Annotated in this window: 13 protein-coding genes; 4 read left to right on the forward strand and 9 right to left on the reverse strand. The window is 51.0% G+C overall.

What is annotated here, in order from left to right:
• Positions 1-73: 73 nt before the first annotated feature.
• On the forward strand, positions 74-1012 hold the full coding sequence (locus Q8K39_RS04395) for a transglycosylase SLT domain-containing protein (RefSeq protein ID WP_370868560.1): 939 nt from the start codon (positions 74-76) through the stop codon (positions 1010-1012).
• A gap of 65 nt (positions 1013-1077) precedes the next feature.
• Here Q8K39_RS04395 and Q8K39_RS04400 read toward each other — a convergent pair whose 3' ends face one another.
• The 8 genes from Q8K39_RS04400 to Q8K39_RS04435 all read right to left on the reverse strand — a co-directional run bounded on the left by Q8K39_RS04400 (position 1078) and on the right by Q8K39_RS04435 (position 8713).
• Positions 1078-2244 carry a pyridoxal phosphate-dependent aminotransferase gene (locus tag Q8K39_RS04400; RefSeq protein ID WP_305258453.1) on the reverse strand — a complete coding sequence of 389 codons (1167 nt, stop codon included), beginning with the start codon at positions 2242-2244 and terminating at the stop codon, positions 1078-1080.
• 102 nt (positions 2245-2346) lie between these two features.
• Positions 2347-2811 (reverse strand): transcription antitermination factor NusB, encoded by a 465-nt coding sequence (gene nusB / locus Q8K39_RS04405; RefSeq protein ID WP_186955440.1) that lies wholly within the window; start codon positions 2809-2811, stop codon positions 2347-2349.
• A gap of 94 nt (positions 2812-2905) precedes the next feature.
• A complete protein-coding gene (ribH, locus tag Q8K39_RS04410; protein ID WP_110253023.1) occupies positions 2906-3403 on the reverse strand; it encodes a 6,7-dimethyl-8-ribityllumazine synthase in 498 nt (165 codons plus the stop codon).
• 100 nt (positions 3404-3503) lie between these two features.
• Positions 3504-4622, reverse strand: a complete 1119-nt coding sequence (ribBA, locus tag Q8K39_RS04415; RefSeq protein ID WP_305258454.1) for a bifunctional 3,4-dihydroxy-2-butanone-4-phosphate synthase/GTP cyclohydrolase II — start codon at positions 4620-4622, stop codon at positions 3504-3506.
• Positions 4623-4814: 192 nt separating this feature from the next.
• On the reverse strand, positions 4815-5690 hold the full coding sequence (locus tag Q8K39_RS04420) for a PhzF family phenazine biosynthesis protein (RefSeq protein WP_305258455.1): 876 nt from the start codon (positions 5688-5690) through the stop codon (positions 4815-4817).
• A 109-nt stretch (positions 5691-5799) separates the two neighbouring features.
• Complete coding sequence (locus tag Q8K39_RS04425) at positions 5800-6249, reverse strand: Rrf2 family transcriptional regulator (protein WP_305258456.1); 450 nt, start codon at positions 6247-6249, stop codon at positions 5800-5802.
• 63 nt (positions 6250-6312) lie between these two features.
• Positions 6313-7530 carry an NO-inducible flavohemoprotein gene (gene hmpA, locus Q8K39_RS04430; RefSeq protein ID WP_305258457.1) on the reverse strand — a complete coding sequence of 406 codons (1218 nt, stop codon included), beginning with the start codon at positions 7528-7530 and terminating at the stop codon, positions 6313-6315.
• Between the two features lie 193 nt (positions 7531-7723).
• Positions 7724-8713: an XdhC family protein gene (locus Q8K39_RS04435; RefSeq protein WP_186955445.1), complete on the reverse strand. Its 990-nt coding sequence runs from the start codon at positions 8711-8713 to the stop codon at positions 7724-7726.
• A 169-nt stretch (positions 8714-8882) separates the two neighbouring features.
• Between Q8K39_RS04435 and Q8K39_RS04440 the strand changes: the two genes are divergently transcribed.
• Positions 8883-10391, forward strand: coding sequence for a peptide MFS transporter (locus Q8K39_RS04440; RefSeq protein ID WP_305258458.1), 1509 nt, complete (start codon positions 8883-8885; stop codon positions 10389-10391).
• A gap of 48 nt (positions 10392-10439) precedes the next feature.
• Here Q8K39_RS04440 and Q8K39_RS04450 read toward each other — a convergent pair whose 3' ends face one another.
• Positions 10440-11303, reverse strand: coding sequence for a DUF1653 domain-containing protein (locus tag Q8K39_RS04450; protein WP_370868561.1), 864 nt, complete (start codon positions 11301-11303; stop codon positions 10440-10442).
• A 439-nt stretch (positions 11304-11742) separates the two neighbouring features.
• Between Q8K39_RS04450 and Q8K39_RS04455 the strand changes: the two genes are divergently transcribed.
• Entirely contained in the window at positions 11743-13032 is a 1290-nt protein-coding gene (locus Q8K39_RS04455; RefSeq protein ID WP_305258459.1) for an MFS transporter, read from the forward strand.
• A 159-nt stretch (positions 13033-13191) separates the two neighbouring features.
• Positions 13192-15456, forward strand: a complete 2265-nt coding sequence (locus tag Q8K39_RS04460; RefSeq protein WP_305258460.1) for an OPT family oligopeptide transporter — start codon at positions 13192-13194, stop codon at positions 15454-15456.
• Positions 15457-15952: the final 496 nt, after the last annotated feature.

Raw genomic sequence — 15952 nt, forward strand, 5'->3', positions numbered from 1 at the left:
ATTCGTAGATTAGCTGTTTGCATTTGACTTTGAATAAAGGTGGATGTCGCGTCGCGAAAATTCAGGAGGTAACATGTTTCAACGTTTTATTTTAGCTGTACAACAAAGTAATTTTTCTTCAACGGATACGCGCAAAGCGCTCTCCATGGTAGCGCGTGATACAAGCAGTGGTTTATTCACCACCCTGCGCAACCTACTCACACTCGCTGGCGTCATCGCTATGACAGTTCTGGTCATGATGTTTGTCAAACCCGAACTCACTGACAAATTCAAAGATTTGTCCCCCTATGCTGAAGTTGACGAAGAAACGCCAGCAGAAGCAGTAGCGACTGTACCAGCACCTGATCTTGCACATTTGATGAAAGCACCCGGCCAGATCAATTCTGACGCGAATTTGCAAGCATCTGAAGAAGAAGCAAAAATACTGGGCAACACCCGTCAGCAACAATGGGTAACTACCTGGCTGGCCAAACGCTACCGTGTGGCTACTGATGCAACCAATATGCTGGTATCCGCCGCCTACCTGACCGCAAAAGAAATCAAGATTGATCCCTTGTTGATTCTGTCTGTCATGGCGATAGAATCAGGTTTGAATCCTTTTGCGGAAAGCCCGGTAGGAGCGCAAGGCTTGATGCAAGTCATGTCCAAAGTACATCACGACAAGTTCCAGGACCTTGGTGGCGTCAAAGCTGCCTTGAACCCGGTTGCCAATATCCGTGTTGGTGCCCTGATCCTGAAAGACTATGTCACTCGCGGGGGTTCTGTTGAAGCCGGTCTGAAGATGTATGTAGGCGCAGCCGATGCCGACAATGACTCTGGTTATGGCGCTCGTGTATTGAATGAATACAAGCGACTGAAAGATGTATCCGCTGGTAAAAATGTACCAACCTTCTTTAGTGCACCTGCACCTGTGCAAGCCCGCCCAATTGAGACAGCGCCAGTAGCAAAGCCTGAAACTACTGAAGCCAAAGCAACAATAGAAGCGAACAAAGACCAGGTTGCAGCACTGTAAACCTGATCGCAGATAAAAAAGCCGCCTGATCAAAATCAGGCGGCTTTTTTTCTTACAGGCTGCGACTATCTGTTAGCCAGAAATTTCTTCAGCCTGGCAACAGCCTCTTGCAAATTCTCAAATGAATTGGCATACGACAGCCGCACATAAGATGTCGCCGTCGCCGGGCCAAAATCCAGGCCAGGTACGATCACTACACCTGCTTCATTCAATACCTGTTTAGCAAAAGTATCTGCATCGTCAGTGAATCTGGAACAATCCGCATACACATAAAACGCGCCATCAGGCATGACAGGAATACCAAAACCCAGTTCGCGCAATGCAGGCACGATATAGTCGCGGCGACGCTTGAATTCTGCCTTGCGCTCTTCATAAATGGCAATAGTCGCAGGCTCAAAGCAAGCCAGGGCCGCATACTGGGCAATCGAAGATGGGCAAATGAACAGGTTTTGCGCCAGCTTTTCCATTGCAGGAACAATTCGCTCAGGCACCACCAGCCAGCCAAGACGCCAGCCTGTCATATTGAAATACTTGCTGAAGCTATTGATAACGACAACATCTTCATCTAGCGACAAGGCAGAAAATGGCGACCCGTCATAGGTCAGTCCCTGATAAATCTCATCAACGATGCTAAAGCCGCCCAACTCTTTTACTGTATCGACAATCTTGCCCAGTTCTTCATGCTCTATGGAAGTGCCGGTAGGATTCGATGGCGAAGCCAGCAAGACACCACTGCTGCGTTCATCCCATTGTTGGCGGACGATTTCTTCAGTCAGTTGAAAGCGATGATCCGGCCCGCTGGCGATGAGTTTTGCCCTGCCCTCGAATGCCGCAACAAAATGGCGGTTGCAGGGATAGCAAGGATCAGGCATCAGCACTTCCCTGCCCGGCTCGACCAGGGCAGCACAAGCTAGCAACAAGGCTGCCGATGCACCAGCTGTCACGATAATGCGGGAAGCAGGCACGTTGAGACCAAACACATCAAGGTAATGCTGTGATATCGCTGCACGCAATGCTGGCAAACCCAGAGCCGAGGTATATTGCAAACGCCCGGCTGCCATTGCTTTCGTCGCAGCATCAATCACTGCTTGCGGCGCAGTAAAATCTGGCTCGCCTATGCCCATATGTATCAGATGACGGCCCTGCTTTTCCAGTTCTGCCGCCATCTTCATGAGTTCCATCACATGGAAAGGGGCGATATTGTCCAGTCTTGCTGCGAGATTTTGATGCATGGCACTTCCTAAAAACACAGGCTGAAAAAAACCGCCTTATTTATCTTTCAAAATAAGGCGGTAGATACTTTTACAAATATGGTCAGTAACTTGGTCAGTACCTTACTTACCTGCTGCAACCTCAGTCGCACGCAGCTTTGCTGCCAGTTTGTCGAGTACACCATTGACATACTTGTGACCATCCAGACCACCAAAGGACTTGGTCAGTTCGACCGCTTCATTGATAACAACGCGGTAAGGGATTTCTATGTGATTCTTCAATTCATAGGCACCAATCAGCAAGGCGGCATGCTCGATCGGTGACAATTCAGCAATGGTACGATCGATCAGGGGAGCAATTTGCTGGCGCAATTCTATGGATTGTTTGATAGCACCGTGCAACAGGGAATCAAAATGTTCTCTGTCCGCCTTCTCAAAACCGTGAGCTTCACGGATATGGGCTTCAATTGCACCAGAATCTTCATTATTCAGCAGCCATTGGTACATGCCCTGCAAGGCAAATTCGCGCGCACGGTGGCGTGGCGAACGGTTCTTGCTGGGATTGGCGTGTAGTGTTTTATTATTCATATCTTCTCTTACCGTATCTTACTTAACTTACCTAATTTAAAACTGGGTGATCATGGTTCAGGCTTAAATTCAAGCTCAAGCCTGGACAAGACGATCAGGCATCATAGTGCACATCTTCTGTGGCTTCTGCCAATTCTTCGAGGGCCAGAGTCAGGTTGGCCATTTCTACGGCAACGCGGGCGGCATCACGGCCTTTTTCCTGCATGCGCACTTCGGCCTGTTCGTCATTCTCTGTGGTCAGGATGGCATTGGCGATAGGGATTCCGGCGTCCAGGCCAACGCGGGTGATGCCTGCGCCAGATTCATTCGACACCAGTTCAAAGTGGTAGGTTTCACCACGGATAACTGCGCCCAGAGCGATCAGGGCATCGAATTGATTGGTCTCTGCCAGTTTTTGCAAAGCCAGCGGCACTTCCAGTGCGCCCGGCACTGTGACGTGCAGAATGTCTTCATTGAGTACACCCAGCAGTGACAATTCAGCCAGGCAAGCATCCAGCAAGCCCTTGCCGATATTGTCATTGAAACGCGCCTGTACGATACCTACGCGTACGCCTGCGCCATCCAGATTTGCTTCGTAATGTCCAACTGTCATAATATTCTTTCTTGCGCTTTTCGCGCCTGATGTAATGTGAGTGGTGGAAGTACACAAAAAAGACCGCTGGCGACTCTGCTACAGTCCGGCACTCCCATCATTATTTGTCTGCGCACGGCTTATCGAGATAACCAACAACTTCGAGATTAAATCCTGTCATGGACGGCATCTTACGTGGATTGGCCAGCAATTTCATCTTGCCCACGCCAACATCTTTCAAAATCTGTGCACCTATGCCGTAATTGCGCAAGTCCATGCGTGCAGCACGGCCTGTTGGCCTGGTTTCTGGCGTATCGAGTGCTTTGAACTGGTCAAACATCTGCTCGGCAGTTTCTTCGCAATTGAGCAAGACGATCACGCCGGATTCCGATTTCTTGATAGCCGCCATAGCCGCAGCGACATTCCATGAATGCGTAGTGGCCTGGCTTTCCAGTAAATCAATGATGGATACCGGCTGATGCACACGCACCAGTGCTTCTTTTTCGCGGGTGATATCGCCATGTACCAGCGCCAAGTGGGCGGAGCCACTAGGCTTATCGCGATAAACCAGCGCCTTGAAGCTGCCATGCACGGTATGCATTTCACGTTCGGCCACACGATCAACGATGCTCTCTGTCTGGCTACGGTAATGAATCAGGTCGGCAATCGTCCCTATCTTCATATCATGTTCTTGGGCGAACTCGATCAGATCAGGCAATCGAGCCATGGTGCCGTCGTCCTTCATGATTTCGCAAATCACTGATGCCGGGGTCAGTCCTGCCAACTCTGCCAGGTCGCAACCGGCCTCAGTATGACCTGCACGCATGAGGACACCGCCTCTTTGCGCCTTCAGAGGGAAAATATGACCAGGCTGGACGATGTCAGCAGCAGTGGACTTCTTGTCAACAGCAACTTGTACCGTGCGGGCGCGGTCTGCAGCGGAAATGCCAGTGGTTACTCCTTCAGCCGCTTCTATTGATACGGTGAAGTTGGTGCCAAAAGAAGTGCCGTTGCGGCTTGTCATCATGGCCAGGTTCAACTGGTCACAACGCTCTTCTGTCAGAGTCAGGCAAATCAGGCCACGGCCAAACTTGGCCATGAAATTGATGGCTTCTGGAGTGACAAACTCGGCGGCCATGATCAAGTCGCCTTCGTTTTCTCTATCTTCTTCATCAACCAGTATCACCATGCGGCCAGCGCGCAATTCGGCAACGATTTCCTGGGTAGTAGACATGCTCATAGGGGAATATCCTGAACCGGGCCAAAGACACAAGAACGTCGGGCCGCTGGTTTTTCAGTGCAAATGAATGAAGTCGCTATTTTAAAGGATTTACGCCCTTTCTTCCTGTGCATTCTGTCGATTTATCAAGGATTTATGATGCATCCATTGAGTGACATGCGCCAGATACCTGACAAGTTCAGTCAAAGGGACCTAAATTTGCAGCGTCCCTTGCGCGATTTCTATTACATTGCCACCTACATGTATTTTTTTGTCAACATCAATATCAAGATAAAGCTGACATGGCCGCCTGACATATTCACCCTGGTTGACCACCAGACTGGCTGGCAGTGCATGACCCTGCTCTACCAACCAGGCCCCCAGGTTGGCACAGGCAGAACCAGTACCCGGGTCTTCGGCAAAACCTCCCCCTTGTCTGGCGAAGAAATAGCGCACTTTTATCTCGCTGCGTCCAGTTCCGACATCATTTGTGGCATCCGGTGCAAATACATAGGCAGACTTACGCCCCAGTTGATTGGCGGGCCAAAGGGACAGTTTCGCCGCATCTGGCTGCGCTCGCCCCACGGCCGCTGAGGATTTGAGCGGCACCAGCAATTGCTGGCTACCCGTGTTCACCCATACCGGCACAGACAATATATCATCCTCGTCCAGCCCCAACATGGCAGCAACGTCGCCAATGGCCAGATTGCTGGCTTGCACATGCGGCCCGGGTTTGGTCGGGGTGGTCAAGGTCCAGCGATTGTCATTGAATATCAAGGGGATGATACCGCCCTTGCATTCCAGGTTCAAATGCTGCCGTCCCTGATTTAAGACGGACACAACATGGGCACTGCCCAGGCTAGGGTGGCCGGCAAAAGCCATTTCTGTATCTGGCGTAAATATGCGCATTCTGGCTGTAGCAACTTCGGAAGGCAGGATGAAGGTCGTTTCAGACAAATTGAATTGCAATGCCAGGGCCTGCATTTCTTCATCAGACATACCGCTGGCATTTTCAAAAACACACAATGGGTTACCTGCCAAGGTTTGCCCAGCAAAAACGTTGACTATTCTAAATGCATATTGGCGCATGACGGCTCACTTCATTATTTGCGGTAAAAAATAAAACTTCACCACCATGCTGACATAATTCCCAGGCAAAAATAATCACAGATACAGCAATTTTTGACGATACAGCCAGCTACTGGATTCTGCTCATGCCTATCTGGTGCAGCATGACGATGGCCTCATGCGTCTTGCCTGCCACTACATCGCTAAGCGTATAAAGGTCAAGCTGCCTGTAAAAACCCGCAAGGGCAATGTCGAGTATGGATTTCAACTGACAATTGCCGCGCAAAGCACAAGGCGGCGCGGCACAGTCTATCAAGGCAGTCCCGCCTTCCAGGGTGTTTATGATGCTGCCAAGTCGATAGCTTGATGTCGGCTGCGCCAGAGCCAGGCCACCGCCCTTACCTCTGGTCGTCCTGATCCAGCCTTGCTGCCCCAGGAAATGGACGACCTTGACCAGATGATTGCGCGAAATCTCAAACTTGCCGGCAATTTCCGTAATCGTGACCGGAGCTTCCCCGTGCTGGTGACTCAGGTACATCAGGACACGTAAGCCCAGGTCAGTGAAGTGCGTCAATTGCATTATGTATTCTCTTCTTCATTCAGGTGCACGCCCTTGCCTGCACCTGTCTGGCAAATTCCAGCATCAATCGGCAAAACCACCGCTGCCAAATGCCTCCTTGTGTATGCGGCTGGCATCAACTCCCAGCGACTTCAGACTGGCAACTTGCGCCTGCATGAAGGCATGTGGTCCACAAACATAGTAATCAGCTTGCGGCATAATCACCTGATCGGCGATTTTGTCCAAGTCTAGTCGACCCGTGTAATCGTAGTCGATTTTTTTTTGATCACTGGCACGCGGGGTTTCGTAGTACACCGTGGATTTTACCTGAGGATGCATTTTTGCCAGTTCGCGCACCCTGTGCTTGAATGCATGCACTCCGCCATGACGACAGGCATGCAGGAAACGTATCTCCCTGCCTGACTTCCGCGCAGTCAAATGCTCAAGCATGGACAGCTTGGGTGTCAGACCAACTCCGGCACTAATTAAGACTACTGGTGTATCACGATCTTCGTGCAGGAAATAATCACCCATCGGCGGAGCCACTTCCAGGATATCGCCTTCATTGATGTCACGATGCAAGACATTCGACACCATACCTGCTGGTTTTTCTGCCAATTGTGCTTCGCGTTTAACCGAAATGCGGAGATAGGCATTACCCGGAGCAGCGGACAGGCTGTACTGGCGCGGCTGCATCATGCCCATTACTGGGACAAAGACCTTGACGGTAATGTACTGGCCTGGTCTGTAAACTGGCACTTTGCCGCCATCTGCCGGTTGCAGATAAAAAGAAGTGATCTCTTCACTTTCAACGACCTTCTCGCTGACCTTGAATGCTCGCCAGCCTGTCCACCCTCCCTCGGTCAGTGCGGCCCGACCATAAATGTCGTTTTCCAAGCCAGTCAATACGTCGGCCAGTTGACCATAGGCTGCTGCCCAGGCAGCAATCAAGTCGTCACTGGCAGCAGTCCCCAGGACTTCCTTTATCGAAGCCAGCAAATGCCGACCGACTATAGGGTAATGCTCTGCCCTGATCCCTACACTGACATGCTTGTTGGCCACCAAAGTCAATACCGGCAGCAAAACCATGGGGTCATCAATATGCTCAGCATAAGCGAGCACGGCCATCGCCAGCGCCTGTTGCTGACCGCCCGATTGCTGGTTACCCTGATTGAATACAGGTTTAAGCTCAGGATTATGCGCAAACATGCGCGCGTAAAAATGACGTGTCAGCGTGATGCCATGCTCTTTTAGAACAGGCACGGTGGCTTTTACTAGATCTCTGCTTGTTTGGTCTAACATGTTTTGCCTTTGCATGATGTGAATTACCAATAATATGTATATTAAATACATCTTAAAGATCGAAATTTGGAATGACGTTAAAATAAAAATCGGTCTGCATTGATTTTCAGTAACATCATAAACCCATAAAAATATATTGTAAATACATCTTTATGGCTTCCTACATGCAGATGGAAACAGCGCACCTTGATTTTCAGGCAAGCAAAGACTTGGCGTGCTCTACGCTTACTTCATTTGGCAATGAAATATGGTTCTTCACAGCAGTCAGTTCCGCTAGTATGGAAATGGCAATCTCTGCCGGGGTCTTACTGCCTATATACAAACCTACGGGGCCATGGAGTTTTGCCAGTTGCTCGTCGTTGAGATCAAACTCCTTTAATCTCTCCCTGCGCTTGGCGTTATTGATACGCGAGCCTATCGCACCAACATAAAAAGCATCTGACTTCAAGGCTTCCATCAGCGCCAGATCGTCAAGTTTGGGATCATGCGTCAGGGCGACCACGGCACTATGGCTATCGAGCTGCATGTCCAATACCAGGTCGTCGGGCATTACATGCACCAGTTGCACGCCCTCGACTTGCCAGCCACTGCGGTATTCTTCACGCGGGTCGCAGACGGTAACCTGGTAATCCATGCCCACCGCAATGCTGGCTAAAAAGCGCGACAACTGCCCCGCCCCGATGATGAGCAAGCGCCAGCGCGGACCGTGCACGGTAGTTAAAGCTTCATCGCTAATCTGTAATTGCTGGCCCGGATCTGCCTTTGCGAGTGTCACTCCCCCTGTTCGCAAATCCAGCCGTCTGGCCAGCAATTCATGTCTTTGCAAACCCTGCAACAAGGCATCGAGCTGGCTGCGCGCTGACAATGGCTCTATCGCCAGTTGTATCGTGCCACCACAGGGCAGGCCAAAACGGTGCGCTTCATCGGCAGTAATCCCATAGGTGACGATTTCTGGCAAGTGCCGCTGCATGCCTTCGCGCTGCACTCTTTCTATCAAGTCGTCTTCTATGCAACCGCCGGAGACAGAACCTACTACCTGTCCGTTGCCTGCTATAGCCAGTGTCGCGCCTTCCGGCCTTGGACTGGAACCCCAGGTCTTGATGACGGTGACCAGTTCGCAGGACTGCCCTGCCTTGATCCAGGCGTCGCAGGTCTTGAGTACTTCGAGATCTATGCTGTCCATTGCTTCGTATGTTTTCCTGTTATTCGGCTGTGAGGCAAACCTATCAATGAGTCATTTTCGCATGATTTTGCCTTATTCCTGTTTGATAGAAATTATCTATACAAATTGTCCAGTTTTCGGCTTTTCTTTGCATTACAATGCCTGCCAGACCACAACTCTGGAGCCCACCTTGTCCACAATCAAGCAAAGATTGGCCGCCGTCCCCGAAGGCGCAGGCGCACTGTTTTTCATACAGATTTTCGCCACCCTGGGCTTTGCCATCCTGTATTCCACGCTGGTGCTGTATGCAACCAAGAAGCTGGGTTTCACTGTCAAGGATGCCACGGCCATTATGGGAGTATTTGGCGCTTTCAATTATGGTCTGCATTTGTTTGGAGGCTATCTGGCAGGTCGTTTTATCAGTAACCGCAATCTGTTTGTCGGCGGCATGATCCTGCAAGTGATAGGCTGCGCGACTATTTCTGCCGGCACTTCAGCAACACTGTACTGGGGACTGGCCTTTTTCCTGACTGGCAGTGGCTTGAACGTCACTTGTCTGAACCTGATGCTGACGCAGCGCTTCAAACCAGAAGATAACCGCCGTGAAAGCGCATTCCTGTGGAATTATGCAGGCATGAACCTGGGCTTTTTCATCGGCTTCACCGCTGCCGGTTATTACCAGTTGCAGGAAGACTATGCCAGCCTGTTCATCTTTGCCACCATAGGTAACTTCATGGCTATCGTGCTGTCAGTAGCCAACTGGCGCAGGTTGTGTGACTTGAATACGACGCTACTGGATGTTACGGCCAGCCAGTTCCGCAAACGTTTTCTGGTCGGTCTGGCGGTTATGATTGGCTTGGTGCCGTTGGTTGAATTCATGCTGCATCGTGCAGCGATGACTGGAAATCTGGTTATGATTGTCAGCGTTGCCATTGCCGTCATCTTTATTTTTCTGACCATCATTCATAAAGAGCGCCGCGAGCGCAATAACATGACAGCCTATGTTTTGCTGACATTGGGTTCACTGGTATTCTGGACGCTTTATCAAATGGCCCCCATGGGTTTGCAGCTATTTGCCGTCAACAATGTAGACCGCATGGTCTGGGGTTATGAAGTGGCGCCGCAATGGATACAAAATATCAATAGCTTCGTCATCATGTTTGGCGGCCCGCTGATGGCAATGCTGTTCGACAGGCTGCGTGCCAAGGGCTGGAATATCGATATTCCACGCCAGTTCTCTGCCGCTCTGGTCATTATCGGCCTTGGCTTCCTTGTCCTTCCTATCGGCATAGCCAGCGCCGCTGGCAATGGTATGGTGGCTTTCAAATGGATTTTCATCAGTTACATCCTGCAAAGTATCGCCGAACTGCTGATTTCGCCTATCGGTTATGCGATGATAGGCAAACTGGCACCACGTCAGTACCAAGGCGTGATGATGGGTACCTGGATGCTGGTGACAGGCACGGCTTCTATTCTAGCCAGTCATTTCTCAGGCTTGATACCTGAGGCGACTGAAGGTCTGGCGTCGTCTACCAACCCAACCTATAACTACATCTTCTCTTTGCTGGGATGGGGCAGTGTTGGGGTTGGTGTTGTACTCATCATCCTGATCCCTGTCTTGCGCAAACTGATTACTGATGGGCCTGCCAAGACCACGCCAGCAGCAACAAATCCGGCTGTGCAAGCGGAGCCTGCGTAACAAAAAAACGAGAAGCAAGGTGGGCACGATGAAATGTGCTCGCCTTTTTTATTCCTTGATGGGTGAAAAACGCATGACTTCTGCGCCATTGATCTGCAGCATTTCAAAAAAGACAGACCTGGGTCTGATCCAGATTGAACCATCATGGGCGCGATAAACAATCACAGGGCTTAAGTCAGATTCTTGCGTTGCCTCACACACCAGTTCATAAATCCCGCCTTTGTAGTGGCGAAAGCGTTGCACACCCTTGGTTTTTATCAAGGGTGCGGGGGCAGCATCAGCAGCAATCTCGGCCGCTCTATGTTTTTTCAAAAATGCAGGTACTTTTACCGCTGCCAGCTTGTTGATGTCCTGCAGCAAACGTGGATCAATCGCAGGATAACCGTAACGTTGTCCCAGTTCACCGGCAATATGCAGCATCAAGGCAGATGCTACTTCCGCATCTGCCTCGGCCCTATGAGCAGAACCTTTGAAACGTATACCCATGGAAGCAGCCAGCGGTCCCAGTGAATAGGTGCTCAATCCAGGGAAAACCCTGCGCGCCAATTTGACGGAGCAAATCACGCCATCATGGGCTGGCCACAAGCCTAGCCTGTCACTCTCAGCCAATAAGAATTTTTCATCAAAACTGGCGTTGTGCGCTGCCAGCGCATCAGTGCCTATAAACTCTACCAACTCAGGTAACACCTCGGATACTGGTGGTGCTTTGTCCACCATGGACTGGGTAATGCCTGTCAATTCGGTAATAAAGTAAGGAATACGCACATTGCTATTGATGAGGCTGACATAGCGGTCGACGATTTCACCACCAACAATACGCAAGGCTGCCACTTCAGTAACACGCCCTCCTTGATCTGGTGACATGCCGGAGGTTTCAAAGTCAATCATGACTACAGGTTTTTCAAACATCATATTTTTTCACTAGCGGGAACTTATGAAGAGCAATACAATCTATTCATATCTGGCGTCAATAAAAATCTGTTGCGCTTGTTAATTTTCATTCACTTTCAACCCTCAGGACTTGGGTAAATGTACTTGCAAACTGCAGCGTCACTAGTAACACCGTGGTGCAGCCAGGCTTTTCAGCACTGGCGACGAAGCTTTGCGCATGCCCCAAGCCTAGTTTAAGTTCGAATCGTTCGACTAGTTCGACTAATCTGCGCTATTCGCCAGATGCCCTGATGATACGGTAGTAATCGCTGACCCAGCTTGTTCAGCCATACCAAGCATTTCATATCATCCATCTTTGCTTTTTTTGCTCCATCCTGGTTGCGCATAGACGCCCAGACCTGTGTCCTGCTTTTCATCTCGCCAAGCATAAAGACACGGGCAAATTATTGTATTACTCATCATGAAAAATAAAATTTTAGGCATATTTTCACTCCCTGAACGGGATTTATTACGGGATCTTGTCTACAGGCGCTTGTGGACGTCAATACTGATCAGTTCATTTGGCGCCCAGGTCACTATGCTGGCACTTCCACTGACAGCAGCTATCTTGCTGCATGCCAGTGCTACCCAAATGGGCATGCTGACATTCATGGAGGTCTTGCCCTTTGTCTTACTATCGCTGCCTTCCGGCGTCTGGCTGGACCGGGTACGCAAGCTGCCGGTCTATGTCGTTGGCGAAATCCTGATTTCCATTGCTGTCGCCAGTGTGCCTGTTGCCTGGTGGCTGGGTTATCTGAACATGACTTGGTTATACATCGTGGGCTTCATGATAGGTGTCGTTAACACCACGGCAGGTACGGCCTCACAAATTGTCCTGACACAAATCGTGCCACGTGATCGTTTGGTGGAAGCGCATGCAAAAAATGCCCTGGCAACTTCGGGGGCTGAAGTTGCAGGCCCTGCCACTGCCGGTGCATTGATCAAACTGCTGGGTGCACCGATCGCCTTGCTGGCTGATGCTGTCTTGTTGCTGACATCAGCAGTGATCTTGCGCGGGATCCATGTGAACGAAGTCAGAAAACCACGTGCAGACGCACATTTTTGGCGTGACTTGAAGGCCGGACTGTCCTTTGTCGCCAATAAACCCTTGCTGATTGCACTGGCGCTAACGGTTGGTGGCTGGCAGCTTTGCTATAACGCTGCATTGGTCGTGCAAATCCTGTATGCGACGCGTGAACTTGGCTTATCTGAACAGGCTGTTGGCCTGAGTTACATGGGCATGGGTCTCGGTACCATTATCGCAAGCGTGTATGGCAATCGCATCAGCCGCGACATCGGGCCTGGCCCCTGCATGGTGCTGGGCGTGGCGGTCTGCGGCTTGGGCTGGGGCTTACTGGCGTTGGCACCTGCCAATAACTGGGGCATCGCAGCATTCGGTTTCATGCTGATGTGCTTCTCCATAGGTGGCGTACTGATCTTCATTAACTTCCTGGCCTTGCGCCAGGCAGTCACGCCAGAAGCTATGCTAGGTCGCATGACCAGCACCATGCGCTGGCTGATACTGATACCGGCAGGGCCTGGCGCGTTAATAGGAGGCTGGCTGGGTGAGCATATGGGTTTGCGCTATGCACTGGGTTTTGCTGGAATAGCCGCCTTGTTGCTGGCGATACTTGCTGCAAAAAACCCCATTATTCGTGGCATTACCGTCTTGCCGCGCCTGAGCAAACAAGAGGAGATGCAACAAGTTTAAGGATGGCATTGCAAACAGGCTAAAGAAAGCGTGATAATGCGCGAATATTTATGTTTTTTCATCGATCCCCCACATGAGACCAGAGGGGGATTGTTTATTCGCCATGCTGAAATGGATCACCCTCTTATTCAGCCTTTTTGACAACAAATAGGTAGACCAATGCCAACAGAAATGTCAACGCCTGCTGCCAAGCCGGGGTTCAAGCCCTATATCCCTGCCTCCGCCATCCTTCCCGAAATGACCGCAAGAGCCCTGATCATGGGTGTATTACTTGGTATGGTTTTCGGTGCATCTTCATTGTATCTGGTACTCAAGGTAGGCTTGACTGTCAGCGCCTCGATACCGGTCGCAGTCATCGCCATCACCCTGTTCCGGCTTGGAAACAAGTTCGGCGCAAAAGATGCGACCATCCTGGAGAACAGTATCACCCAGACCGCCGGTTCTGCTGGCGAATCCCTGGCTTTTGGTTTGGGCGTGACGATGCCAGCCATCCTGATCCTGGGTTTTGATCTGGAAATCTCGCGCGTCATGCTGGTTGGCTGCCTGGGTGGTTTGCTGGGTATTTTACTCATGATCCCCATGCGCAGAACCATGATAGTGGAAAAGCACAATGAGCTGAAATACCCAGAAGGCACGGCTTGCGCCGAAGTATTGAAAGCGGCAGCAACCGATGCTTCCCGCGAAGCAGCTGGCGAAAAAAATAATCCGAATGCAGCAGACGACGCCAGCAAACGTGCAACGATTATCTTTGCTGGCTTTGGCATTGGTCTCTTGTACAAGATCGCCAACGTTGCCCTTAAAGGCTGGAAAGATACACCTGAAGTCGTATTCGGCGCACCATTGAAAGGTGGCTCGCTGGGCGCTGAAGTATCCCCGGAACTGCTGGGCGTAGGCTACATCATTGGCCCGCGCATTGCTGCCGTTATGGCAGCCGGTGGCGTCATGTCATATCTCTTGCTGATACCGATGATCAAGTTCTTTGGTGACGCACTGAGCGTGCCCCTGGCTCCTGGAACCAAGCTCATCAGTGAAATGAGTTCCCATGATGTACGTGGCGCCTATATCCTGTACATCGGCGCTGGTGCAGTTGCTGCTGGTGGTCTGATCAGCCTGATGCGTGCCATGCCAACTATCTGGCGCAGCCTGTCGGCTGGCTTGTCTGGCCTGGGTAAAGGTGCTGCGGCAGCCACCGCACCGCTGCGTACTGATCAGGACATTCCGATGAAATGGGTAGTCATTGGCGCCCTGGCCATTATTGCCGTCATTACTTTTGCCACACCGCTGCACATGAATTTCCTGGGTGCGCTGTTGATTCTGGTATTTGGCTTCCTGTTTGCTACGGTTTCTTCCCGGCTGACGGGTGAGATTGGCTCCTCTTCCAACCCTATCTCTGGCATGACGGTAGCCACTCTGCTGTTTACTTGCCTGATCTTCCTGATCATGGGCTGGACTGGTGGACAATACTATGTCACTGCCCTGTCTGTCGGCGCAATTGTCTGTATCGCGTCCAGCAATGCCGGTACCACTTCACAGGATTTGAAAACCGGCTACATCGTTGGCTCCACGCCGCGTTTGCAGCAATATGCGATTCTGGCAGGTGCCTTGTCTTCAGCCCTGATCCTTGGCCCTATCTTATTGAAACTGAATGATTCCGGCACAGTCTATGTACCTGCAGCGCAAGTAGCCCCTTCCCTGCAGACGGATGCCTCGAAACTGACAGACACAGGTCAATTACAAGGGCCACAGGCTGAGACAGATAAAGGCACTTACAAAGTCTGGCACAAGAATGACAATGTCGGTGGACCTGCCGGCAAATACTTTGTCGACAATGCCGGCAAGGCAGTGTATCTGGTTGACCCCGGTATCAATGGTGCCCACAACAAACGCCCTGATGGTACTGAAGTCAAGAAATACGACGCCCCAAAAGCTGTGCTGATGTCTTACATCATCAAAGGCATCCTGGACCAGCAGCTACCCTGGACTCTGGTCTTGTTTGGAGTGATGATTGCGCTAGTGCTGGAAATGGCAGGCATACCATCACTGGCTTTTGCCGTTGGCGTGTATTTGCCACTGTCCTCCTCTGCCCCGCTGTTTATCGGCGGCATGATACGTTGGGCGGTAGATCGTCGCAATAACAAGCTGGAACATAATAAGCATCTCAGTGAAGAAGAGAAACAGGCAGCGGGTGACCGCAGTTCCGGCGTATTGCTGTCTTCCGGTTATATTGCTGGTGGCGCACTGGCAGGTATCGTGATTGCATTCACTGCCGGTATCCTGACTGACTTCGACAAAAAAGTTGGTGAATGGGCAATGGCAAACAATCCATTCTTTGAAGGTGTCAATGCCAATGCCTTGTCGATGATCCCGTATATATTGATTGCCTTCACCCTGTATTGGGTGGCACGGGAAAAGAAGCCTGGTTGATTGATGGAGACTTCTGAGTAACCCAGTAATAAGGCTGCAAAGGCTTGATTGTTCATGACAATCAAGCCTTTTTTATTTCTCCGACACATTAGGGCGTGTTGACATATCTTTTAGACAAAGCGTTCCTGCCATATCGCGGGCTGGCAAGACGTGCGGTGCAGTCAGGGCTGGTGCCCCTGACAAGACGCGCAACGCAGTCCAGCGTGCGATCTGGCGGGAACCCGGAGGGAATGGGCCAGAAACCTCGCCTGACGTTGTTGTGCGTCGCTCACTTGGCTCGCCAAGCAGCGCTCCGCACGCCTAGCCAGGCAAGGTTTCTCACCCATTCGCTTGACTAAAAGATATGTCAACACGCCCTAGATATGACGATATCTAATCCAAGCACTTGGCTCAGACATGAACATCACGCTCGACGTTGCCGACTTGCTGAAAAGTTTGCGTAGTGGTGATGACTGAAACGAGCAAACGCTACAAGTCAGCCCGCTGGCATGCGCCC

This window comes from Undibacterium sp., assembly GCF_030683615.1.
Classification (GTDB): Bacteria; Pseudomonadota; Gammaproteobacteria; order Burkholderiales; family Burkholderiaceae_D; genus Undibacterium; species Undibacterium umbellatum.